Source organism: Mesorhizobium sp. NZP2077, assembly GCF_013170805.1.
In the GTDB taxonomy this organism is placed as follows: Bacteria; Pseudomonadota; Alphaproteobacteria; order Rhizobiales; family Rhizobiaceae; genus Mesorhizobium.
The window spans coordinates 2,621,891-2,645,422 of sequence record NZ_CP051293.1; the positions used below are offsets into that span (position 1 = coordinate 2,621,891).

The 23,532-nt window shown below is 62.8% G+C and carries 21 protein-coding genes and 2 pseudogenes; 10 read left to right on the top strand and 13 right to left on the bottom strand.

The genetic code is table 11. The annotated features are described in order from the left end of the window. Positions 1-156 precede the first annotated feature (156 nt). The 5 genes from HGP13_RS12845 to HGP13_RS12865 all read left to right on the top strand — a co-directional run bounded on the left by HGP13_RS12845 (position 157) and on the right by HGP13_RS12865 (position 3,249). Positions 157-567: a lysozyme inhibitor LprI family protein gene (locus HGP13_RS12845; protein WP_172225618.1), complete on the top strand. Its 411-nt coding sequence runs from the start codon at positions 157-159 to the stop codon at positions 565-567. Between the two features lie 131 nt (positions 568-698). Then, positions 699-1,436, top strand: coding sequence for a DUF899 family protein (locus HGP13_RS12850; protein WP_172225621.1), 738 nt, complete (start codon positions 699-701; stop codon positions 1,434-1,436). A gap of 108 nt (positions 1,437-1,544) precedes the next feature. Next, complete coding sequence (locus HGP13_RS12855; RefSeq protein WP_172234685.1) at positions 1,545-1,916, top strand: endonuclease domain-containing protein; 372 nt, start codon at positions 1,545-1,547, stop codon at positions 1,914-1,916. 162 nt (positions 1,917-2,078) lie between these two features. After that, positions 2,079-2,543, top strand: coding sequence for a cupin domain-containing protein (locus HGP13_RS12860; RefSeq protein ID WP_172225624.1), 465 nt, complete (start codon positions 2,079-2,081; stop codon positions 2,541-2,543). Between the two features lie 313 nt (positions 2,544-2,856). Then, positions 2,857-3,249 carry a RidA family protein gene (locus HGP13_RS12865; protein ID WP_172225627.1) on the top strand — a complete coding sequence of 131 codons (393 nt, stop codon included), beginning with the start codon at positions 2,857-2,859 and terminating at the stop codon, positions 3,247-3,249. A 29-nt stretch (positions 3,250-3,278) separates the two neighbouring features. On the opposite strand, the gene HGP13_RS12870 is transcribed toward HGP13_RS12865, so the two are convergent. The 5 genes from HGP13_RS12870 to HGP13_RS12890 all read right to left on the bottom strand — a co-directional run bounded on the left by HGP13_RS12870 (position 3,279) and on the right by HGP13_RS12890 (position 11,337). Further along, a complete protein-coding gene (locus HGP13_RS12870; RefSeq protein WP_172225630.1) occupies positions 3,279-5,024 on the bottom strand; it encodes a DUF4236 domain-containing protein in 1,746 nt (581 codons plus the stop codon). Positions 5,025-5,328: 304 nt separating this feature from the next. Further along, entirely contained in the window at positions 5,329-8,832 is a 3,504-nt protein-coding gene (gene carB, locus HGP13_RS12875; RefSeq protein ID WP_172225649.1) for a carbamoyl-phosphate synthase large subunit, read from the bottom strand. 278 nt (positions 8,833-9,110) lie between these two features. Continuing rightward, positions 9,111-10,022, bottom strand: a complete 912-nt coding sequence (locus HGP13_RS12880; protein ID WP_246707348.1) for an SH3 domain-containing protein — start codon at positions 10,020-10,022, stop codon at positions 9,111-9,113. Between the two features lie 143 nt (positions 10,023-10,165). Further along, the gene (locus HGP13_RS12885) at positions 10,166-10,924 is read right to left on the bottom strand and encodes a metallophosphoesterase family protein (protein ID WP_172225653.1); all 759 of its coding nucleotides are present in this window, start codon (positions 10,922-10,924) and stop codon (positions 10,166-10,168) included. A gap of 56 nt (positions 10,925-10,980) precedes the next feature. Beyond that, on the bottom strand, positions 10,981-11,337 hold the full coding sequence (locus tag HGP13_RS12890; protein ID WP_172225657.1) for a helix-turn-helix transcriptional regulator: 357 nt from the start codon (positions 11,335-11,337) through the stop codon (positions 10,981-10,983). 205 nt (positions 11,338-11,542) lie between these two features. Between HGP13_RS12890 and HGP13_RS12895 the strand changes: the two genes are divergently transcribed. Further along, positions 11,543-12,721: an MFS transporter gene (locus tag HGP13_RS12895; protein WP_172225660.1), complete on the top strand. Its 1,179-nt coding sequence runs from the start codon at positions 11,543-11,545 to the stop codon at positions 12,719-12,721. Positions 12,722-12,754: 33 nt separating this feature from the next. Here the strand turns inward: HGP13_RS12895 and HGP13_RS12900 are convergent, their stop codons facing one another. Continuing rightward, entirely contained in the window at positions 12,755-13,219 is a 465-nt protein-coding gene (locus HGP13_RS12900; protein ID WP_172225663.1) for a MarR family winged helix-turn-helix transcriptional regulator, read from the bottom strand. A gap of 186 nt (positions 13,220-13,405) precedes the next feature. Between HGP13_RS12900 and HGP13_RS12905 the strand changes: the two genes are divergently transcribed. After that, a complete protein-coding gene (locus tag HGP13_RS12905; RefSeq protein WP_172225666.1) occupies positions 13,406-14,200 on the top strand; it encodes an SDR family oxidoreductase in 795 nt (264 codons plus the stop codon). A 219-nt stretch (positions 14,201-14,419) separates the two neighbouring features. Here the strand turns inward: HGP13_RS12905 and HGP13_RS12910 are convergent. The 6 genes and pseudogenes from HGP13_RS12910 to HGP13_RS12935 all read right to left on the bottom strand — a co-directional run. Then, a pseudogene (locus HGP13_RS12910) lies at positions 14,420-14,695 on the bottom strand (LysE family translocator); the annotation flags it as partial. Positions 14,696-14,709: 14 nt separating this feature from the next. Continuing rightward, positions 14,710-15,558: an IS3 family transposase gene (locus tag HGP13_RS12915; protein ID WP_172234687.1), complete on the bottom strand. Its 849-nt coding sequence runs from the start codon at positions 15,556-15,558 to the stop codon at positions 14,710-14,712. Continuing rightward, entirely contained in the window at positions 15,507-15,857 is a 351-nt protein-coding gene (locus tag HGP13_RS12920; protein ID WP_172225012.1) for a transposase, read from the bottom strand. The genes HGP13_RS12915 and HGP13_RS12920 overlap by 52 nt, the downstream gene beginning before the upstream one ends. A 306-nt stretch (positions 15,858-16,163) precedes the next feature. Next, positions 16,164-16,814 carry a dihydrofolate reductase family protein gene (locus HGP13_RS12925; protein ID WP_172225669.1) on the bottom strand — a complete coding sequence of 217 codons (651 nt, stop codon included), beginning with the start codon at positions 16,812-16,814 and terminating at the stop codon, positions 16,164-16,166. 118 nt (positions 16,815-16,932) lie between these two features. Then, positions 16,933-17,777: pseudogene (locus HGP13_RS12930) on the bottom strand (protein-L-isoaspartate O-methyltransferase). Positions 17,778-17,830: 53 nt separating this feature from the next. Beyond that, positions 17,831-19,195, bottom strand: coding sequence for an Nramp family divalent metal transporter (locus HGP13_RS12935; protein WP_172225672.1), 1,365 nt, complete (start codon positions 19,193-19,195; stop codon positions 17,831-17,833). Positions 19,196-19,429: 234 nt separating this feature from the next. Here HGP13_RS12935 and mntR point away from each other — a divergent pair, with 234 nt between their 5' ends. After that, positions 19,430-19,882 carry a manganese-binding transcriptional regulator MntR gene (gene mntR, locus HGP13_RS12940; protein ID WP_172225675.1) on the top strand — a complete coding sequence of 151 codons (453 nt, stop codon included), beginning with the start codon at positions 19,430-19,432 and terminating at the stop codon, positions 19,880-19,882. Between the two features lie 91 nt (positions 19,883-19,973). Further along, positions 19,974-20,162: a hypothetical protein gene (locus tag HGP13_RS12945; protein WP_019860505.1), complete on the top strand. Its 189-nt coding sequence runs from the start codon at positions 19,974-19,976 to the stop codon at positions 20,160-20,162. A gap of 75 nt (positions 20,163-20,237) precedes the next feature. On the opposite strand, the gene HGP13_RS12950 is transcribed toward HGP13_RS12945, so the two are convergent. Continuing rightward, on the bottom strand, positions 20,238-22,313 hold the full coding sequence (locus HGP13_RS12950) for a hypothetical protein (protein WP_172225678.1): 2,076 nt from the start codon (positions 22,311-22,313) through the stop codon (positions 20,238-20,240). Between the two features lie 185 nt (positions 22,314-22,498). Between HGP13_RS12950 and HGP13_RS12955 the strand changes: the two genes are divergently transcribed. Beyond that, positions 22,499-23,425, top strand: a complete 927-nt coding sequence (locus HGP13_RS12955; protein ID WP_172225681.1) for a neutral zinc metallopeptidase — start codon at positions 22,499-22,501, stop codon at positions 23,423-23,425. The last annotated feature ends 107 nt before the right edge of the window (positions 23,426-23,532 follow it).

A 23,532-nucleotide genomic window follows, 5' to 3' on the forward strand; every position in this document is an offset into this window, starting at 1 on the left:
CCCCCTATCAGCTTGCCCTAGCCGATGGGAGCAATGCAGGAAAGGTGGACGGGTTCCGACAGACGAAAGAAACTGTCCACCAAGGCGAAAGGCGACATCATGCCGGCGGCGGCTTGACGGTTAAGCTTTGTCTCGACTGAAACCGGAGGAAACACGATGCGGCTTCTACTCTCCACCCTGATCCTTGCCGCTCCGCTGCTTGCTGGCGTGGCCCGGGCCGACGACTGCGCCAACGCGTCGGATCAGGCCACACTCGACGCATGCGCCGGCAAGGATTTCGACGCGGCCGACAAGAAGCTCAACAACGCCTACAAGCAGATCACGGACAGGCTGAAGGACAATGCGGCGTCGAAAAAACTGCTGGTCGACGCACAGCGTGCCTGGGTCGCCTTCCGCGATGCCGAATGCAACTTCCAGGGCGGCCCGCCCGAAACCGCCGGCAGCGTGCGTCCGATGGTGGTGGCCAATTGCCAGGCGGGTCTCACCAACCTCAGGCTGAAGGATTTTCAGAACTATCTCCACTGCGAGGAAGGCGTGCTGGATTGCCCGGTGCCGGCGGCGCCGTAGCTGCCGTATGCTCTCGCGGGGAAGCGGGATCCTTCGTCCGCAAAAATGTCGGGGCCGGTCGCCGCCAAACGTCCTTGGGTCGCAGAGCAACGGCGCCGGAATGCAGGCGCGACGACTTAAGGGAGCCGATCATGATCACCTTCCCCAACGAATCCGCCAGATACCGCACCGCGCGCGAAAGACTGCTGAAGAAGGAAATCGAGCTGCGCCGCGCCATGGAAGCCGTGGCCGAGGCGCGACGCGCGCTGCCGCCGGGCGGGCTGATCCGCCAGGATTATGTCTTCGATGCGCTCGATGCCGACTGCAAGCCGGCGAAGATTAAGTTGTCGGAACTGTTTGCGCCGGGCAAGGATTCGCTCATCCTCTACCAGATGATGTTTCCACGCCATCCGCAGGAGACGCGCGATGTGGCGGTGAGCGGCGGCACCGCCAGGCTCGCCAGGTCGGACCAGCCATGCCCGTCCTGCACGGCATTGCTCGACCAGCTCGACGGCGCCGTCGGCCATCTCGAAGCCGCCGGCTTCAATTTTGCGGTGGTGGCGAAAACCGCGCTCGAAAACGTGGTCACGCTCAGCCGGGATCGTGGCTGGAAGCACATGCGGCTGGTGTCGTCGGCCGCCAACAGCTTCAAGCGCGACTACAATGCCGAGGATGCCGACGGCGCGCAGATGCCGCTGCTGTCGGTGTTCCATCGCGATGGTGACGGTATCAGGCATTTCTGGTCGTCCGAACTCGGCTTCGCGCCGACCGACCCCGGGCAGGACCCGCGCGCCATCGGCACCTGCGAGATCCTGTGGAACCTGATGGATTTTACGCCGGAAGGGCGGCCGGATTGGAGGGAGCAGCTGCAGTATGGGTGTTGCCATTAGAGGGGCAGGTCCGCTCTCCCTTCTCCCCTTGTGGGAGAAGGTGGCCTCGCGAAGCGAGGTCGGATGAGGGGTGTTCCGGTGAACGCCAACTTTACCTATTGTCTCGCAATGCCACACCAACCCGTCCTACCAGACAGAAGGCGTTTTGCCAGAACCTTACGCCACGAGCCGACCGAAGCAGAGGACAAGCTTTGGCATGAGTTGCGCGGTCGAAAACTGGATCGGATCAAGTTCCGCCGCCAAGTGCCGATTGGACGCTTCATTGCCGACTTTCTTTGTGCGGAGGCAATGCTGATCGTTGAGATAGACGGTAGCCAGCATGCGGATTCAACCCACGATCGTGAGCGGGACGCCGAACTGAAACTCCGGGGTTTCCGTGTACTACGCTTCTGGAATGATGATGTGTTGCGAGAACTGGATTCAGTCTGTGACACCATCATCGCCTATGTTCGGGACACAAGTTTGCAACCGTGGCGGTGATGGCGGTGCCTTCCCGTCTTCCGGCGTGGTGGGTGGCTTTGAATAGGGCGTATCGCCAAGCTGGAGCACCCCTCATCCGACCGAGCTTCGCTCGGCCACCTTCTCCCACAAGGGGAGAAGGGAAGGGCGCTAGACTGCCGTCACCAACGCAAGGGAGCACCCATGCCCAAGATCGACCTCTCCGCCGTCCCCATCCGCAAAGGCTCCGGCTACCCCGCACCCTTCGACGCCCCTTGCGCCACCCGCACCCGCCGGCGCCTCGGCGATGCCGGCGGGCTCACCGATTTCGGCGTCAACCTCATGACGCTCCCGCCCGGCGCCTGGTCGAGCCAGCGCCACTGGCACAGCCATGAGGACGAACTCGTCTATGTGCTGGAAGGCGAGTTGACGCTGGTCGAGGATGGCGGCGAGACGCTGCTCAAGGCGGGCGATAGTGCTGCCTTCGCCAAGAACAGCGGCAACGGCCACCACATGATCAACCGGTCGACGGTCACGGCGCGCTACCTGGAAGTCGGCTCGCGCAATCCGGACGATGTCATCACTTGCTCCGACATCGACATGATGAGCCCGAATTCGGATGGGCGGTTTCTGCATAAGGATGGCACGCCGTATCCGGGGCAAGGGTGAGCGGGCGAGGCGCGGGCCTTCCTTCTCCCCCTGTGGGGTGAGAAGCGGTTCGCGCAGCGAACGAAAAGCCAATTGCTTGGCTTTTCGAGCTTCGAACGCCCTGAGCCATGCGAAGGGCCGGGGGTGGCCAATCCACCTGCCGGGTCCCCGCTGCTCCGCAGCGTCCCGGCGTTCGCCGGCCTTTCATCGTGCCACTGGCACGACGAATTCGCTTCGCGAACCGGCTGCTCACCCCACAAGGGGAGAAGGGAAGAACGGCGCTGGCGTTCCGCCAGTGCCGCGATAAGCTCCCCGCAACCAAGGGAGCATCACCATGAAAAAAGAAGTCATCGAAGTACCGGTCATGTCGGCCAAGGTTCGCTCTCTCGGCCTGCCCTGCTCGACAGCGGTAAGGGCCAACGGCTTCGTGTTCATCTCGGCGACGCCGCCGGTGGACATGGTGACCGGCGAGATGGTGCGCGGCGATATCGAAACGCAGACCGAGGCGTCGCTGAAGGCGCTGAAACATTGCCTGGAAGCGGCCGGCACCTCGCTGGACAACGTGGTGATGGTCCGCATCTACGCCGTCAATTCCGGCTTCTACAACGCCATCAACCGGGTCTATGCCAAGTATTTTGCGACCAACCCGCCGGCGCGGAGTTTTGTGCCGGTGGCGTCCTGGCCGATGGAGTTTGATATTGAGATTGAATGTGTCGCCGTGGCGTGAGCGGAGTTGTGGACCGTTGCCCTTGCCCTCTACTTGTCAACATCCAGAGTGACAGAGTTCATCCAACCAGTGCCGGTATCGAGCTTCACCTGATACCAATCGTTGGTCTTCCCTATGACATTTAAAATTGCGCCCTTTGGCAATCGTAGTATGACCTCACTTTTGGTGGACGGACTTGACCGAACATTTGCGAAATCTACTTTCACTCTTGCCGGATGCTCAGTGGGTTTATGGCTTGGTTGAGGTTCCTCTCCTGTAGAGTCTTTGGGTGGATTCTGGGCGTGAACGTCTAGTTCAGGCGGTTGAATCTTTCGAATGTTGGAAGGGGCGATGGGCTCTGGGCGCGCAGGAGGCGATTCATTTATTGTCGGCTTGATCTCTTGCCTCTCGACCCCTTTCGGAAAATCTGTTGGCATTCCAGATGTAGAGGTTCCGGAAAAGAGATGTACAATCAAAAGAATAGAGAAAAAAATAAAAATAAGATCGAAAGCCAGATATATTGATCTACCGCGATGCCTTATTTCGCCCCATTCCCGTGGGTTCCTTTCATCGCTGAATGATTCCTCCGCGCTCCCAGTCGGAGTGGCCTTTGGGCCTGATGTGATCGGTCCGCTAGATAAAATCTTCTGCCAATTTGCAAAAGAAGATGCGAGAGCGTTGGCGCTGGATGCATTGCTAAGCTGAAAGGCTTCGTTCAGCCCCTGCTTTCCGGTTAACCTCAGTTCTCCACATCTGACAATAGGTATGGGAAAATTGTTGTTGAATCGCCGGTCCGGAGATCCATCTTTATTTGCATACTTCCAAGTTTTTCCAATCACATTGGCATCGGCCGGAACAACTTCTTCTTCATGAAACGCGACTCCCGAAAATGTCAGAGATGTTTCCATCAAATCTATGAGAGCAAAATCTCCTGTCTGGTCGCGCATAAGAACAAATGCGGGATATATGAGGATGTCTTCGCCATTTGCGTTTCCCAGGCGCATGGGAGAAACGGGCGAATTGACTATCTCGGAATTACCGAATCCAAAATTGATGGTCTTTCTCTCGACCATGTGATTTGCGACGGTTCTCTGCTTAAATTTATCGGCAAAATATGATGCTGTCACATCCCATATCTTTGCAGACTGCGTGGCCTTCCGAAAATCAGATTCGAAATCTCTCTGATATTTTTCGATCATATTTTGATCGAAATCGAACTCGAGATTCACAATTACGTCGTTTAAACTCGCTTCCAGTTTATCGACGTTGTTTCTCTCCTCAAGTACTTTGGCCTGTAGGTGTGGAATCCGACGCCAATTAAATAGACGTGCGATGAGCCAAAGCGATCGATTGAGGCGAATCTCGGCCCTTTTTCGCTTCTTTTCGGCGTCGGCCAGTTCCTGCTCGAGCCGTTTTCTTAGAGCGTCAGCTTCGTTTATAAGCTTTTTCAGATCCGCAAGGCCGGGGCTGGTTAGCGATGAAACTGGTGCGCTTGCAATTTCACCTTCACCGGGGAGCAAGGGACGATAAAGAGGGCTCAACGGTGTTGGCAGCATTTCGGGGGCAGTGGGCTGAGAGGCCCGCCCCGGCTGAAAATTATTAGGTGACGTCGGCTTATCTATTCGGGTTCTGAGCGAGATTCCCGATCCCGGTATGCCCAAGTTTAGGAATGTGCCGTGTTTGCCGAAAGTTACACCGGCGCCCCTTACGCCGATTGTCGTGCTTACACCTCCGCCGCTGAAGTTAAGTCTAACTCCCGGGAAAATGCTGACTCGTCTCTGGAAACGAAAGGACATGACCTTAAGTGTTGCGTTGGCGGTTAAGCAGTATTAGCGCAAGGCAGTCACTAAGATTCAAGCCTTCTTCATATCAAATCTTTTAATTATTTTTGGGCGAGCAGCCGAATTTCGCACCCCGAAATGCTGCTACAACGGCCTGAAGCCTCTTACGTAGGGCGCGACCCCTGCACCCGATGGGTGTCGTGCATGAAACTCTCAGAATTGGTGCTGCACGGATTTTGACAAGATCGCAGCGTCGGGGAACAGCGCCCTCTTTGGCCTGCCGGCCATCTCCCCACAAGTGGGGAGATCAGCTAATCGCCTAAGCAAAATACTCCTGCAGCGGCCTGACCTCCAGGCTCCCCGCCTTCAGCGCCGCGATTGCCTCGGCCACAGCCGCAGCCCCAGACAGCGTCGTGTAATACGGCACCTTCTGCATCAGCGTCGCCCTGCGCAGCGATTTCGAATCCGACACCGCCTTCTGGCCGTCCGTGGTGTTGAAGACGATCTGGACCTGGCGGTTGCGGATGGCGTCTTCGATGTGTGGGCGGCCTTCCAGCACCTTGTTGATCTTTTGCGCGTCGACGCCGTTTTCGGCGAGGAAGCGGGCGGTGCCTGATGTGGCCAGCACCTTGAAGCCGAGGCCGGCCAGGCGTTTCACTGCCGGCAGGATGCCCTTCTTGTCCTCGTCGCGTACCGAGACGAACAGCGTGCCGGAGCGTGGCAGGTCGACGCCGGCGCCCAGTTGGCTCTTGGCGAAGGCCAGCGCGAAGTCGCGGTCGAGGCCCATGACTTCGCCGGTGGAGCGCATTTCCGGGCCGAGCAGGATGTCGACGCCGGGGAAGCGGGCGAAGGGGAAGACGGCTTCCTTGACGGCTATGTGGCCGGGATTCCTGGGGTCGGGCATGGCGCCGTAATGGGCGAAGGCGTCTTCCAGCGTCTCGCCGGCCATGATGCGGGCGGCGATTTTCGCGATCGGACGGCCGATGGTCTTGGCGACGAAGGGCACGGTGCGCGACGCCCGCGGGTTGACCTCCAGCACATAGACCGTGCCGTCCTTGATCGCATACTGCACGTTCATCAACCCGCCGACATTGAGCGCGCGGGCAAGGGCCGCCGTCTGGCGCTCCAGCTCGTCGACCAGTTCCGAAGGCAGCGAGTGAACGGGGAGCGAGCAGGCACTGTCGCCCGAATGGATGCCGGCCTCCTCGATGTGTTCCAGGATGCCGGAGACGAAGGTCGCCTTGCCGTCGCAGAGGCAGTCGACATCGACCTCGATGGCGCCGGAGAGATAGGTGTCGAACAGTAGCGGGTTCTTGCCCAAGAGCGTGTTGATCTGGCCGGTCTTGTCGTTGGGGTATTTCTGCTTGATGTCCTCCGGCACCAGGCCGGGCACCGTGTCGAGCAGATAGGATTGCAGCATGCCCTCATCATGGATGATCTGCATGGCGCGGCCGCCGAGCACATAGGACGGGCGCACCACCAAGGGGAAGCCGAGTTCGCCGGCGACGAGGCGGGCCTGCTCGACCGAATAGGCGATGCCGTTCTTCGGCTGGCTGAGGTTGAGCTTGTGCAGGAGCTTCTGGAAACGGTCGCGGTCTTCGGCGAGATCGATCATGTCGGGCGAGGTGCCGAGGATCGGAATGCCGGCCTTCTCCAGCGCATCCGCCAGCTTCAGCGGCGTCTGGCCGCCGAACTGGACGATGACGCCGACCAGTTCGCCCGAGGCCTGCTCGGCGCGCAGGATCTCCAGCACGTCTTCGGCCGTCAACGGTTCGAAATAGAGCCGGTCCGAGGTGTCGTAGTCGGTCGACACGGTCTCGGGGTTGCAGTTGATCATGATCGCTTCGTAGCCGGCGTCGCGCAGCGCGAAGGCGGCATGGCAACAGCAATAGTCGAACTCGATGCCCTGGCCGATGCGGTTCGGCCCGCCGCCGAGGATGACGACCTTCTTGCGCGACGAGACCTGCGCTTCGTTGGCGAGCGCCCCCGCGAACGGCACTTCATAGGTCGAGTACATGTAGGCGGTGGGCGAGGCGAACTCGGCCGCGCAAGTGTCGATGCGTTTATAAACCGGATGAACGTCGAGCTTTTCGCGAATCTTCTGAATCACTTCGGCGTCGGTCTTCGTCAGCGACGCGAGGCGGGCATCGGAGAAACCCATCGCCTTCAGCATGCGCAGATTGACCGCATCCTGCGGAATGCCGTGCTCGCGGATGCGGGCTTCCATGGCGACGATACCGGCGATCTGTTCGAGGAACCAAGGGTCGATCTTGCACATGGAATGCACGTCTTCCAGCGACGTGCCCATGCGGATCGCCTGCGCCACCATGCGCAGCCGGTCCGGCGTCGGCGTGCCGAGTGCGGCACGGATGGCGTTGCGGTCGTCGGCGTGGTTTGCCGCGACAGTGCCGTGGCCGAGGCCGGGGATTTCGATTTCGTCGAGGCCTGTGAGGCCGGTCTCGAGACCACGCAAGGCCTTCTGCAGCGATTCCTGAAAAGTGCGGCCGATGGCCATGACTTCGCCGACCGACTTCATGGCGGTTGTCAGCACCGGCTCGGCGCCAGGGAATTTCTCGAAGGCAAAGCGCGGGATTTTGGTGACGACGTAATCGATGCTCGGCTCGAACGAAGCGGGCGTGGCGCCGCCGGTGATGTCGTTCTCCAACTCGTCCAACGTGTAGCCGACGGCAAGCTTGGCCGCGATCTTGGCGATCGGGAAACCGGTCGCCTTCGACGCGAGCGCGGAGCTGCGAGAAACGCGCGGGTTCATCTCAATGACGACGAGGCGGCCGTCGGCCGGGTTGACGGCGAACTGCACGTTGGAGCCGCCGGTCTCGACGCCGATCTCGCGCAGCACCGCGATCGAGGCGTTGCGCATCATCTGGTATTCTTTGTCGGTGAGCGTCAGGGCAGGGGCGACGGTGATCGAGTCACCGGTGTGGACGCCCATCGGGTCGATGTTCTCGATCGAGCAGACGATGATGCAATTGTCCGCCTTGTCGCGGACGACCTCCATCTCATACTCCTTCCAGCCGAGCACGCTCTCCTCGATCAGCACTTCGGTGGTCGGCGAGGCGTCGAGGCCGGACTGGACGATGTCGTAGAATTCGGCCCTGTTGTAGGCGATGCCGCCGCCGGTGCCGCCCATGGTGAAGGACGGGCGGATGATGGCCGGCAGGCCGACATGATCGAGCGCTTGCGCGGCGATCGCCATGCCGTGGCTGATGTAGCGCTGCTTGCGGTCGCCTTCGCCGAGGTTCCAGCGGGTTTCCAGCGCGTCGAGCGCGGCGTCGAGATCGGCGGGCGCTTCGGCCTTGACGGCGGCGCGCTCGGCCTCATGCGTCTTGCGGTCGGTGTTCTTGACGTCGGTGGCGTTGGCCAGCATCGATTTCGGCGTTTCCAGGCCTATCTTCTTCATCGCCTCGCGAAACAGCGCGCGGTCCTCGGCCTTGTCGATGGCCGTGGCGTCGGCGCCGATCATCTCGACATTGTAGCGGTCGAGCACGCCCATGCGGCGCAGCGACAAGGCCGTGTTCAGCGCGGTCTGGCCGCCCATGGTCGGCAGCAGCGCGTCGGGCCGCTCCTTGGCGATGATCTTGGCGACGACCTCGGGCGTGATCGGCTCGATATAGGTGGCGTCGGCCAGTTCCGGGTCGGTCATGATGGTGGCCGGGTTGGAATTGACCAGGATGACGCGGAAACCCTCTTCCTTCAGCGCCTTGCAGGCCTGGGTGCCGGAATAGTCGAACTCGCAGGCCTGGCCGATGACGATGGGGCCGGCCCCGATGATCAGGATCGACTTGATATCGGTGCGTCTTGGCATGGCGAAGTTCCGTTTGGCGGGCGGCTTGCACAAAAAACCGGGACGGGAAGACCCGGCCGGTTGTGCTCGCGATTCTGGTATCAGGCTAGGAGGGCCTTATAGGGAAGAGTTTTGGCGGATGTAACCCCGAAAATGAGGGATTAGGCAGCGGGCAGTAGGGTAGTAGGGTAGTAGGGTAGTAGGGTAGTAGGGTAGTAGGGTAGTAGGGCAGTAGGGGGAGGCTCGAGCGCGCATAAAACATATTGCCCCATTGCCGTACTGCCTTACTCCCCTGCCTCCTAGTTCCCAAACGCCACCGTGTCCGTGATCTCGAAGCGTTCGGAAGCGCCGATGCGGATCATGTTCAGGCTGCCCTCGCGGGTGAAGCGGAATTCGCTTTGTCCGTCCGAACTGGCCGGGAGGCCGGCGTCGAATGAGATGACGCGGCTGCCGCCGTCGGGCCAGGTTACGGTCACGTCGGCCTTGTCGGCGCCCTTGCGGACGACGGTCGCCGCGCAGCGCTCCATAGGCTGGCCGACATAGCGCGCGCAGGGGACCTCCACGTTGCCCGGGGCAAGAGCTGCGGGCTGCGGCGGCAGGTCGGCGACGGTCTGCGTGTCGACGGTGGCGTCCTGGGCGGGGGCCGCGGGGTCGTCTCCGGTCGACGGGGTTGCGGCCGCCGCCAGTGCCAGGCCATAGGCATCCTGCATTGCGGTGTCGGCGGCGGATTTCGCCGGCGTTTCAGGAGCGGCCGGATGGGCCACATCGCCGAGCCGCGCCGTCAGGTCGGGCGCCGGTAGGCTGGGGTCGGCAGGCGTCGCGGCCTGAACTCCCGTCGGCTGGTCGGTGTCTGGCACGTGTGCCGGATTGACGGGAACGAGATAACGCGCCGGCGTCCAGCCGGTGGCTTTCGGATTGTCCGAGACAATCTTGCACCATTGATGTCCGTCAACGTCGTTGCAGCCAAGGTTGGTGACGCTCGCACCATTGGCGATGCGGGCCTCGGTCTTACCGATCGGCGAGGGCTTGGCGCGGACATTGAGCAAGTCGTCGGGGGCCAACCCGCTGACGATGGAGATGAAGGGCGTGTCTTCGGCATGGGCAGGGAAAGCTGCCGCAAACGCCGTCAGCAACGACGGAGCGGCGATCAGCGCGTAGAGAATTGTCCGCAGGCGGCGCCTCATCACTTGGCTGTCGGCGATCAATTGCATTACCAAAGGCACCGCCAGAACCCGAAAACGCTGCCGCACGCGAAGCCGGTTTTATAAGCGACGGCGCGGCGCCGTGTCTACAAGCGAGATGTTCACGCCTTTTTCAGCCCGAATGTGAAGCGTTCAGCCCGGCATCAACAAGTTCAGCCTGGCATGAAGCCAGTCCTGAGCGCATGCGCCCATTCCGACCGACCCGCCTGCTCGGCTTGTCGCGCCGCCGCCTCGTGGTCGTAGTCGACGGCGATCGCCTCGAAGCGGTCGTGCTGGCCCTCGCCACCCAAGGTGACGATGCCGTAGCGCGCATGCGGCGAACCCTGTTCGGAAACATGCGCCGGCGGGGTGTCATCGTCATAGGCGGGGCAGCCGATGCTGCCCGGATTGAAGATGACGGGACCACCGGGGATGCGGACCAACTCCGCGCGATGGCTGTGGCCGCACAGCGCAATGCGGCAGGCCGGGTCGAGCGCCTTCAGCCGCCGCCGGATCGCCGCCAGTGGCGCGCGCACCAGCTGGCCATCGACGACCGCGTCGAGCAGATACTTTTCGTCATGGTCGGGGCGGGCATGGAAGGCGACAATACCGGCCGCGATCTCCAGCGTCAGCGGCTGGGCAAACAGCACCGCGCGCTGCGCCTCGGTCAACCGTTCCTGCGCATAGACGTCCGAAGCCCACATGGTCTCGTCGGCCGGATCGGCGGCGACGCGGCGGTCGTGGTTGCCGCGCACCGTCGGCAGGTTCAGCGCTTCCAGCCGCTCAAACGTCTCGCGCGGCCACAGCGGGCCGGAAACGCTGTCGCCGAGATTGACGGTGAGGTCAGCGCCGCCGCGCCGCGCCAAGTCCTCGAGCACGGCGTCGAGCGCCAGGACGTTGCCATGGATATCGGCGAGGACGGCTATGTGCATGCGGGCTCCGTGGATGATGAATGACTGGTCGGAACGGCTACCCAAGTCCTGCGAAGTCAGCCCAGCGCTTCGAGGTCGTGGCCGCCGACCGCCGGCAAAGCAGGGTCGTCACCAGCCGCGGCGATGACGCTGTCGAGCAGGCCGGGGAAGCGGGCGTCGAGGTCGGCGCGGCGCAGCGTGATCATGCGGTTGGTGCCGACCACTTCGGCGCGGGTGACGCCGGCCTCGCGCAATTTGGCGAGATGGTAGCTGAGATTGGTCTTGGAGCCGAGATCGAGGAACTGGCTGCAGTTCAGCGGCACGCCTTCCTTGCTGGCAAGGTAGCGCACGATGGCGAGCCGCGTCGGGTCGCCGAGCACGCCGAGCACGATGGGCAGGCTGATCTGGTCCGTATTGGGATGAGGTAACGTCATGGCTGGAACCTAAGCACAGTTCGGGCCGATTTCAACGCGTCGATCCTCCTTCGCCCGTGCACGCTGTTCCCCTCTCGATACCGTTTTGGCTGACCGTGCTGACACAGGGCTGTCAGGAAGGTTCAGCTATTTTGCCCGGGCTTCATTGACATCATGCCCTGCTATGTCCAATTGTTCAATAACTTTTGAACTAAGGACACATGTCATGGACAAGCGGATATTCTGGCTTGCGCTCGGATCGTTTGCGATTTCGACCGAAGGCTTCGTCATCTCCAGCCTTCTGCCCGACATCGCAAGGGATGCCGGCATCTCGATTCCACTCGCCGGCACGCTGATCACCGCCTTTGCACTCGCCTATGCGGTCGGCACGCCGATCCTGGCGACGCTGACCGGCGAATGGGACCGGCGCCGCGTCATCCTGTGGACGCTGGTGTTCTTCGTCATCGGCAATGTCGTGGCAGCGATGAGTTCCTCCTTCGAAGTGCTTCTGATCGCTCGCATTATCATGGCGCTGTCGTCGGGCCTGTTCGCGGCGACCGCGCAGGGCACGGCGGTGGCGTTGGTCGATGACCATCACCGGGCGCGTGCCATTGCCGTCGTCGTCGGCGGCACAACGGTGGCGGTCGCGGTCGGCGCGCCGCTCGGCGCGCTGGTCGCGGCCTTTGCCGGCTGGCGCGGCACCTTCTATGCCATTGCCGGGCTTGGCGCGCTCGCCGGCGCGATCCTGTGGTACCGGCTGCCGCGCGGCATCGTCGGCACCAAGCTGCCGCTGAAGCGGCGCCTGGCGGCGGCGATGCGGCCCGGCGTGATGCCGATCCTGTTGACCACTTTGCTGGCGCTGACCGGCGCCTTCACCGTCTTTGCCTATGTCGCGCCGCTGGCCATCGAGAGTGGCGGGCTGAGCGAGATCGCGCTGCCGGGCATGCTGCTCGCCTTTGGCGTCGGCGCCGTCATCGGCAACATTGCCGGCGGCCAGGCGGCCGATCGTTTCGGCGCCACCCGCACCGTCGGCTGGTCGCTGACGCTGAGCGCGGCCATGCTGGTGATACTGTCGGTCATCCCGACCTTCCTGCCGCAGCACATTGCCGGCCCGGCGCTGATGGCGATGATGGTGCCGTGGGGCATTGTCGGCTGGGCGTTCCCGCCGGCGCAGGCCAGCCGCATCATCAAGCTGGCGCCCGATGCCGCGCCGATCGTGCTGTCGCTAAACGGCTCGGCGCTCTATCTCGGCGTCGCGCTGGGTGCGGTGGTTGGCGGTGGCGTGCTGCGCTACGGCGTGCCGGCTGATCTCGGCCTGGTCGCCGCTGCCTTCCCTTTGATCGGGCTCGGCATCGTGCTGGCCGGGCGGATGCTGGCGCGGCCGCTGGCGATGCCAGCGGAGTAGAACTTCCTGCAGATATGACTGGCGGCCGCTCGTTCAGCCTGGAAGAGCGGCCGCCGGCGCCTCGTAGTCCAGTGCGGCGACTTCATCCAGCATGGCGCGCAGGTCGGCGGCCCGTTGCTCGCCGACCATAGCCTCGAAGCGCTGCTGGGCAATGCTCCATAATTTCGTTGCCTCCTCGAGCTTGGCGACGCCTTGGGGTGTCAGCCGCACCCGCTTGACGCGGCGATCGTCCTTGTCGGCGAAGGCTTCGACAAAGCCGTCACGGATCAGCGGCTTCAGCGTGTGGCCGAGCGCCGACAGATCCATGACCATCGCCTCGGCTATCGTGCCCATCGCCGGCTCGTCGCTGACCTGAATCTGGTACAGCAGGCCGAATTGCGTGCCCTTCAGGCCCGAAGGCGAGATCACATCGTCATAGAAGCGGCCGAGCTTGCGCGCAGCGCGCCGCAACGTTGCATTGTTGCAAGGGCTAAATCCCGGCATCGCAGTCTTGGTCATCACGACTCCTCGCCGGCAAAAGTGTCCGCCGGCCTGCCGCAGAAATAGTTTCTGCCGCCTCCGTTGACAAGATAGTGGCATATACCTATTTCCCGGAAAGTGGCATATGCCACTAATTGGATATTAGGCGGCGGGACCGAGGGATATCGGCCTGTCTCGCCAGTCAGCAACAGAAGGAACAGGACAATGAGTGGACAGACAAACAAGGGCACGGCCGTCGTCACCGGCGCTTCATCGGGCATCGGCGCGGTTTATGCGGACCGGCTGGCAGGGCAGGGTTATGATCTGGTTCTGGTGGCGCGACGCGCCGACCGGCTCGAGGAATTGGCCGAGAAGCTGCGCTACGCCTATGACCGCAAGGTCAGCTTCATCACAGCCGATCTCTCCAACGACGATGATGTGCGCCGTGTCGAGCGGGTGATAGCAGCCGACGACAGCGTGACGCTGCTCGTCAACAATGCCGGTCTTGGCGGTGCGCAGGTCGTTGCAACGGCGGATGCGGATGTGGCCGAGCGCATGATCAAGGTCAATGTCGTGGCGCTCACCCGCCTGACCCGTGCCGTGCTGCCGGGGCTTCTGGCGCGCAACCGCGGCGCCATCGTCAACATCGCCTCGGTGCTTGCCTATGACACCTCGTTCGGCGGCATCTACAGCGGCACCAAGGCCTATGTCGTCAACTTCACCGAAGCGCTGCATCGCGAGGTCGCCGGTACCGGCGTGAAGGTGCAAGTGGTGCTGCCGGGCGCGACGCGGACTGATTTCTGGGAACTTGCCGGCAGCGATATCGACCAGCTTCCAAAGGAAATCATCATGACGGCGGACGACATGGTCGATGCCGCCCTTGTCGGCCTGGCCAGGGGCGAAGCCGTCACAGTGCCAGCGCTTGTCGACGCGGCCAAGCTGGACACGTTCCTCGGTGCGCGCCAGGCCTTCTACGGCAGCCTGCACGCCGACAAGCCGGCGGCGCGTTACGCGGCTTGAGGGCCATCCATGCTTGGGGTTCCTCGCCCCCACGGAGTGGGGGGAGAGGTGGCTCGGCGAAGCCGAGACGGAGAGAGGGACTGGCGCAATCCTGAATGTGAACGGACCTCAAGCCTGTCTGTGAACGAACCTCAAGGAATCCTTTCCAGCCGCTGGCGCCAGCCCCCTCTCCCCCGCTATGGCGGGGGCGAGGAACCCAAGTCCTGCTAGGTCCGCGCCCTAAGCCGACCGCCACATCGGGATGATCGAGGCGGCCAGCACCAGCGCCAGCACGATGTTGAGCGCGCGCCATTGCCATTCGGTCTTGAGCAGCCGGGCCAGCACCATGCCGGCGACGCACCAGATGGACAGCGAGATGGCGGCGGTGAGGCCGAAGGTCGAGCCGAGCAGCAAGGCAAGCTGCCCCGGCCCGTCGCCAAGGGCGGCGAACGAAGCCGCCGCGCCCAGCCCCATTGCCCAGCCCTTGGGGTTCATCCACTGGTGGAGTGCGCCCCCCGGGCCGGACAGGATCAAGCCGCAGTTTTGACCATCTGCCGGGCGTGTTGGTCCTCGAACTGTTGTGGGCTGAGATAGCCGAGCGCTGAGTGCAATCGGCGGGTGTTGTAAGCCTCATCGATGAAGCGGGGAAGGTCCTCAGCGACGTCGGCGAAGGTTTCGTAGGCCATCGGATAGACGGCTTCGACCTTCATCGTCTTCATGAAGCTTTCCGCTTTCGCATTGTCGTAGGGATTGCCGCGCCGGCCCATTGATCCAATAAGATCGTGCTCGGCGAGAAGATTGCGGTAGAGGAGTGCGGCATATTGCGAGCCTCGATCCGAGTGATGGACGCAGCCCGGCGGTGGCTTTCGTCGTTCGATTGCCGCCTTCAATGCTGCAACGGTCAAGCGCGCGTCGATCGATCGGCCGATGGCGTAACCAACGACCTTGCGTGACCAGGCATCCAAAATGACAGCGACGTAGACGAAGCCTACCGTAATCGTCACGTAGGTTATGTCGCTCACCCAGAGCTGGTTCGGGCCGTCGGGTGTCACGTTCTTCGCCAAGTTCGGGAAGATCGGCAACTCGTGATCGCTGTCCGTAGTGGCGATGAAGCGCCGCCTAATCCTGGGCTGCAGATCATGCTCGCGCATCAACCGTCTGACCTTCTTGTGGTTGACGACGATGCCGCGCTGCCGCAGCGCCGCCTGCATGCGGCGATAGCCGTAAGCTTCGAAGCTGTCGGAGATCTCACCCATCGTCTCGACGAGCGCTGTGTCATCCACGGCGGTTTCGGGCTGATCGTAGTAGGTTGATCGCGCGATCCCCATCAGCCGGCATCCTTCAGCGATGGAGACACCACCGGGCCGGTGATTACGGATGTAGTGCCGCTTCTGGGACGTGGTGCGCTTTTCAGAGCCCCCTTTAGAAACTCGATTTCCAAGGCTTGTCGGCCTACCAGCCGCTCCAGCGCTGCGATCCGCGCCTCATAGGTCTGCATCGTGTCAGCCGCCGCCACGTCCTCGTCGAAGGAGCCGGCCTCGTATTTCTGGACCCAGATGCGGATCAGGTTGCGCGGCAGTGTGTGCCGCTTGGCGAGACCATGCAGCGTCTCGCCGGAGAGGTACTCCTGCACTACTTGACGTTTGAACTCGATGCTGTGCGTGCGATAAGTCACCATGGGCTTCCATCCTTCGAAAGCCCGGCTTCCAAGTCAATTCCGCTTGTTCAATCTGTCCGGCCCGAGGGGCGCACTCCAGTATCCGGTTCAAACTGTTACCCATCTATCGGCTGGACAGAGCGAAGCTCGACGGAGTGGGGGTCGATCTTTTTCCACCTGATTACCGCTGGCCCGGGTCTTGCCCGCCTGGTTCTGCCTGTCTTACGGCGATGCATTTGGCGAATGGCTTCCCCCACTCCGTCGCTGCTTCGCAGCGCCACCTCTCCCCCCTCCGGAGGGAGAGGAAAGGTGCCAAGGCCGTCCCCGCTACTTCCAGTTCTTCCGCCGCTCTATCTCGGCATCCGACGGTGTCTCCTGCGCGAACGAGCCGACCTTGATTTCACCCGCGCGTTCATAGGTCGCCACGATGACGCCGGTGCTTGATGTCTGCGACTTGGCAAGCTTGAAGGCTGCCGGCATTGCGCTGTTGCTGAATAGCCGCTTGCCCTTGCCCAGCAACAGCGGGAAGATCATCAGCCTGATCTCGTCGATCAGCCCGTTGGCGAGCAAGGTCTGGATCAGATTGCCCGATCCCTGGACGAGCAGGTCGGGTCCATCCTCTTGGCTGAGGCGGCGCACCGTCGCGACGATATCAGGCCCAAGCGATTGCGTGTTCTGCCATGTCAGCGAATCCGGCCGATGCGTCGCCACATATTTGGTCGCGGGGTTGAAGGCATCGGCGATCGGATCTTTCTGATAGGGCCAGTAGGCGGCGAAGATGTCGTAGGTTTTGCGGCCGAGCAGCAGGTCGAAGGGTTTGGAGAACAGTTCCTCCATTGCCGCGCCCGCTATCTCGTCGAAGTAATGGAAGGTCCAGCCGCCGAACCTGAAGCCGCCGACCGGATCCTCTTCCGGCCCGCCCGGTGCCTGCATGACGCCATCGAGGCTGACGAAGGTGGCGGCGATGATTTTTCTCATGGTCTTCTCCCTGGTTCCATCCACGCCGTCGCGGCCGGACTATGGCCCAAGGACGGCCGGCCCAAGACCATCCCGACAGGGGCCTGAGAAATTTTGAGCTGATCCGGCCATCGATGCGTCAACTGCCGGGTTTGGCGCCAAGTTTTTTCGACGAGAACCAGACGTCGCCGAAGATGGCCGTGGCGGTGCCGTCCGGCGCCTTGTCGCTTGTCAGCCAGATCGAGCGGCTGTGCGTCGCCTGCTCTCGCGTCGGGATCTTTGCCGCAAGATCGGCAACCGAGGCACCGAAGCAGGGGATGAACCAGGAGCGCATGAACGGATCGCAGGCGAAGCCCTTTTCGGTACGGGTCACCATCACTGCCAGCGGGACGCGCTCGGCCGGGCGCCAGGGGAAGATCATGCGGCCGCCGGGGCGCAGCGCCTTCAGCCATGCAGCCGGTGGGGCGACGACGCCGGCGTTGACATAGATGATGTCGGATGCCGGCAAGGGCGTGGTCACGGCATCGCCATGGACGACGGTCGCATTGCCATAGGCTTCGAGATTCTTGCGCGCCAGCGCGGCCAGCCTGTCGTCGAACTCGAAGGCGGTGACGGTGCCATCAGGCGAAACCAGCCTCGCCAGCAAGGCGGTGTAGTAGCCGGTGCCGGCGCCGATATGCGTGACGATCTCGCCGGGTTTTGGTGCCAGTTTCCCGATCCACATGGCGTGCAGGAACGGCTCGCCATTGTTGATGCCCTTGTCGGCATCGAGCGCCACCAGCACGTGTTCTGGTAGACATGGGCCGGGTCGGCGCTCGGCGTCGTGATCTTGCCGTTGCCGGCGACGATCGTCCACGGTCCGGGGCCGAGAAAGGCCTCGCGCGGCACGCTGGCGAACACCTCCTCCAGGCGTGGGTCGGATGAGGCGGCATTAGCCGCCATCAGCCGGGCGTAGAATCTCCTGATGTCTTCAATGTTGCTCATGACGCCAGGATGATAGCGCGATTTGGCGGTTTGTCTCGCGATCGGATGGAACTTCAGCCGACCCCGAACAGCGTGTCGTAGAGCAGCTTGAAGTTGAGCACTAGGATGATCGCCGCGACCACCCAGGCGAGGGCTGCCACACCACGCGGAATGGCGAGGTTGCCCATCTTCTTCTTGTCGGAGACGAACTGCACCAGCGGCACCACTGCGAAGGGCAGCTGCATCGACAGGACCACCTGGCTGAACACGAGCAACTGGCCGGTGCCTTTCTCGCCATAGAGCGCGGTGACGACCACCACCGGGATGATGGCGAGGCCGCGGGTCAAAAGGCGGCGCGCCCAGTTGGGGATGCGCAGGCGCAGGAAGCCTTCCATGACGATCTGGCCGGCGAGTGTCGCCGTCACCGTCGAGTTCAGGCCCGACGCCAGCAGCGCCACGGCGAACAGGATGGAGGCGATGCTGAGGCCCAGCAGCGGCGACAGAAGCTTGAAGGCGTCTTCGATCTCGGCGACGTCCTGGTGGCCGGTGTTGTGGAAGGCGACCGCCGAGACGATCAGGATGGCGGCGTTGACGAACAGCGCCAACATCAGGGCGATGGTGGAGTCCGTCGTCGCCCATTTGATGGCGTCGCGCTTGCCCTTTTCGGTGCGCTCATAGGCACGGGTCTGAACGATCGAGGAGTGCAGATAGAGATTGTGCGGCATGACCGTGGCGCCGATGATGCCGATGGCGATGTAGAGCATTGCCGGGTTGGTGACGATCTCGGGGGACGGCACGAACATGGCGTGCAGGATCGTGCCGGCCGGCGGGGCGGCGACGAAGATCTGGATGGCAAAGCAGGTGAAGATGATGATCAAAAGCGCAATGACGAAGGCTTCGAGATAGCGGAACCCCTTGTTCATCAGGAGCAGCACGAGGAAGGCGTCGAGCGCGGTGAGCATGGCGCCGCCGATCAGCGGAATGCCGAACAGAAGCTTCAAGGCGATCGCGGTGCCGATGACTTCGGCGAGGTCGCAGGCGATGATGGCGAGTTCGCAGGCGATCCACAGCACGAAATTGACCGGGCGGGGATAGTAGGCGCGGCAGGCCTGGGCGAGGTCGCGGCCGGTGGCGATGCCGAGGCGGGCGGCGAGCGCCTGCAAGAGGATCGCCATCAGGTTGGACAGCATGATGATGAACAAAAGCGTGTAGCCGAACTGGGCGCCGCCGGCGAGGTCGGTCGCCCAGTTGCCGGGGTCCATGTAACCGACCGAAACCATGTAGCCCGGCCCCATGAAAGCGAACAGCCGGCGGAACCAGACGCCGGAACTCGGCACCGCGATGGTCGAATTGACTTCGCGCAGGCTGGGCTGATCGTCCTCGTCCCGCCCGGCGAACCGCCATGAGGATCGGGGGGCTGTGGCTTCTGCTTCAGACATGGAAAGGCTTTCCGCGACTTCTGGGAGATCTCCGCAAGCTATGCCATGGCTCAACATTATGCAATAGGCTATATTTCATTGTTTGTGCTTTTTATCGGACATGCGGACTTGGGTGCGAAAGGGCTAATCGGAAACGCCGGTTGCGCCTGTGGGGGAATGCAAATAAACGGCCTGAAGAATCAGAGCCCGTGCTATAAAAGCGCCGACGGCCAAACTCCCGAGGAGGAGCGCGCATTGGCGCTGAAGAACAGACCGGTCCCGCGTGAGCCACTGCCCGACGCCGATGTCCATTCGGAAGGCTTCCGGCAGCAGCGCCAAGCGCGCCGCAGCGCGCTGGTCGAGGATTATGTCGAGCTGATCGCCGACCTGATCGAGGACGGCAACGAGGCGCGCCAGGTAGACATCGCCGCACGGCTCGGCGTCGCCCAGCCGACGGTGGCCAAGATGCTGACGCGGCTCTGCGCCGACGGACTGGTCTCGAGAAAGCCTTATCGCGGGGTGTTCCTGACCGAGGCCGGCCGCAAGGTCGCCGAGGAAAGCCGCATCCGCCACCAGACGGTGGAAGCCTTCTTGCGCTCGCTCGGCGTCAGCCCGGAAACGGCGCGCATCGATGCCGAGGGCATCGAGCACCATGTCAGCGCCGAGACACTGGACGCTTTTCGCAAGGCGATGACGGCGCCGCGCTAAGGCGCCCTACCGTTCTCCGATAAGTGGAACCGCCGCACCTTACGCACGTTGCTCCTGACAGTGCGCGATTGTCGCGCCAAGGGAGGAAGCAATGGGCGTCGAACAGGCACCGACCGCAAAGGGCAAGCAGGCAGCCAAGGGCTTGAAGCAGGCCGCGGCGAAGGACGAGCGCAAGACCGAGGCTGAGACCGGTCATCCCCTGAAGAAGGGTGCCGCACGCTTCGAGGAGCGCTCGAAAAGCTCCGACGGCAAGAGCGCCGGCGCCAAGCAGAAAAGCTGAGGCCAGGCCGATATCAGCGCTTATCGGCGCAAGCCGCCTGCAGCGATGCGCCTGGATGCAACGATCAAGGCATGCTCACTCGCGGACATCCTGCACCCAGCTTCTGGGGTGGCCGTCGACGCGGAACTGGAAGATGAAATAGGGCGGGATGCAGGTGCCCTCGCCAGGCTTCGCTTCTGGCAAATCGTCATAGCCTGCGGTGCAGATATAATCCTCGCGGCAGGGGTGCGCCTTGTCGCAGGCGCGCAGGCCGGCGGTCTTGGTGAATTCCTTGGTGCAGAATTTGTGGTCCTTGCCCGAGGCGATGCAGTCGTTGAAGCCGGTCTTGGCGAGGCGCCCGCAGGTTGCCTCGTCGGGCAGCTTGTCGCAGGTCGCCTTGCGCAGCATGCCGCCGGGAAAGCCGCCGGTCTTCTGTTCGGGGTTGTCGTAGCGCTGGCGCGCCGCGCCATACCCGGCGAGCTTGACCAATGGTTTCTTGTCCCGCGCGGGGTCGATGGCGCAGGCCTTGGCGGTGGCCGGCGAGAGGCGGCAATACTGGTCGTTGCCCCATGTCGACATCTTGATCTCGCCGAATTCGACGGGGTCGCCGACCGCGGTGCCCTTCTCGCTGACGCAGGTGCCGAAGCCCGGATGGATGGCGCTTTCGTGGACACCCGCGCAGCGCAGGCCGGCGCCACAGGTCCAGTCCTTAAAGCTTGCATCGTCACCGCGATAACAGATCGAGCCCCAGCCATTGTAGAGGTCGGTGCCCTTCAGCGCCTCGGCATATTTCTGGTCGGGACGGGCGGCGAAACCTCTGGTGAAATCGGGATGGCCGCCGGCGGCGAATTGCTCGACGATGGCGCGGCGGCGCGGCAGGTCGGCGAAGAAGACGGCCGAGCCCGGCACGAAGACGGCGTTGCGGCGCGGTTCGCTGGCCGGATCGGCGCCGGTGTAGTGAAAGCCGGCAATGCCATGCGTCTGGTGGCAGCCGGTGCAGCTCATTTCGTTCAGCCGCAGATCGAAGCCGGCGACCGATTTGATGGTGGCGAGCGTGTTGCCCCGTGCGACGTAATCCTTCAGCGCCTTGTCGATATCGGCATCGTCGACCAGCCCATAGGCGATGTTGTTCTGCGAGCGGCTCAGGCCGCCGGGTGCAACAGAGACTGCGCTCTCGGCCAGGAACTTTTCGTCGATGACCAACCGACCATGGTCGAGATCATAGATGTTGCGGTCGGTGAGCAGCCATTTGGCGAAGGACTTGACGTCGGCCAGAACCGTCGCCCGGTCGATCTGGTTCTCCATCTTCGATTCATAGAAGCTCGACGTCGCCGGGTTCCACTTGAAGATTTTCAGGAGATATTCGGCATGGCCGCCGAAATCGCGCCGGGTCGAGGCCGATAGGCGCAGCACCTGCATGTTGAGTTCGAGCCGCATGATCTGCGAGGAATTGAGCATGGCGCCGGACAGCGGCCCGTCGTCAGAGCGCAGCCATCCGGCAAGCTGTTCGGGCGGCAGGTCTTTTTGGCCGGCGGCAAGCCAGCGCTGGGCGATTTCGGCGCAGGACACATCGGTGGCGCTTGGCAGGTCCTTCGAGGCGCGCGCCTGAGCCCGCCCGGGCTTGGCGTTGAAGACCAGGCTCATGGTCAGCGGCAGGCGCGAGGAGATGCGCTGCGCCACCTTGCCCTTGGCCGGTTTTTCGGCGACCGAATAGTGGAAGCGGTAGATCAGCCGGATCTCGCCGCATTCGGTGTGGCCGAGATAGCCGCGATCCATGCGGTTGACGACGCCGGTCAGGTCCAGCGTCGAGCCGTCATCGTCGATGTATTTCGGATTGAATTTCTGGCTGATGTCGCTCGACCTGGCCATGGCGGCGACATAGGGGTCGGGGCTGGTCTTAGGCTCATCTGATATCTCCTGCTTGACCGTGTCGCGCACCGTGGCCAGCGCCGGCACGGAAAACAGGCCGCGATTGTCGACGTCGCGGGTGAGGCCGAGTGCTGGGCCGAGCAGGCGGCTGATCGACAGGCCGCCGCGCTCCAGCGCCTGCAAGGTGGCGGGATCGGTGACAGCAACGCTGGAATCGAGCGTCACCGCGCCGGCGCTTGGCAAGCCAAGGCAGAGCAGCGCCGCGAACAACGACAGGAATTGACCGACCGTCTTCAGCCTCACGCCCCCTTTGCTTGCGGCGATGCTACAGGCCTTGGCCGGTCTCGGCCAGTGCGCTGAGGCCATCACGCCGGCGTCGCCTCAGTGACGAAAAATACTGTGACTTGGCGCAACCATTGGGATAATTGTTTGTTGGGTTGAGCCGGCAAGCCGGAGCAACGAGGAAGTTTGCATCACGGGGAGTTGCCATGCTCTGGAGAGGCCGTCGTCAGAGTGACAATATCGAGGACGACCGCAGCGACAGCGGCGGCGGTGGGATCGGTGGCGGTGGCGGCGGGTTCCAACTTCCCATCGGTGGCCGGACCGGTGGCGGCGGCAGTATCCTCCTCGTCATCCTGGTGGTGATCGCAGGCTGGTATTTCGGCTTCGATCCCTCGGCGATCCTGGGCGGCGGCGACGGTAGCCTGCTGCCGGGCGGGAGTGGCCAGGTCACCGACAACGGCGGCGGCCAGGGCAGCGGCGCGGGTACGCCCGCCAATGACGAGATGAAGCAGTTCGTCGCGACCGTGCTCGCCGACACCGAGGACACCTGGACCGGCATCTTCAAGTCGCAAGGCCTGACCTACGAGAACCCGAAGCTGGTGCTGTTCAGTGGGCAAATCCGCTCTGCCTGCGGCGCTGCTTCCTCGTCGGCCGGACCTTTCTATTGCCCCGGCGACCACAAGGTCTACCTCGACATGACCTTCTTCCAGCAGCTCGACCAGCAGTTCGGCGCTTCCGGTGAATTCGCCCGCGCCTATGTCATTGCGCATGAGGTCGGCCATCACGTGCAGAACCTGACCGGCATCATGGGCAAGTTCAACCAGATGCGGCAAGGCATGAGCGAAGCCGATGCCAACCAGCTGTCGGTGCGCATAGAGTTGCAGGCCGACTGCTTCGCCGGCGTGTGGGCGCATTTCACCGCGCAGAAGGGCATATTGGAGCAAGGCGACATCGAAAGCGCGCTGAACGCCGCCAAGCAGATCGGCGACGACACGCTGCAAAAGAAGATGCAGGGCTATGTCGTGCCGGAAAGCTTCAACCACGGCACCTCGCAGCAGCGGCAGACCTGGCTGGCGCGCGGCTACAAGAGCGGCAAGCTGTCGGATTGCAACACGATGACAGGCGCGCTTTGAGCACTCGCCTCACCGCGCAGGCCTGACGACGAAGTCGCCGTCAGGGAGAGTCAGTATCGACGATTCCTGCCTGTTCTCGCATTGTTCCTTTTTGCGGGTTCGCCTAT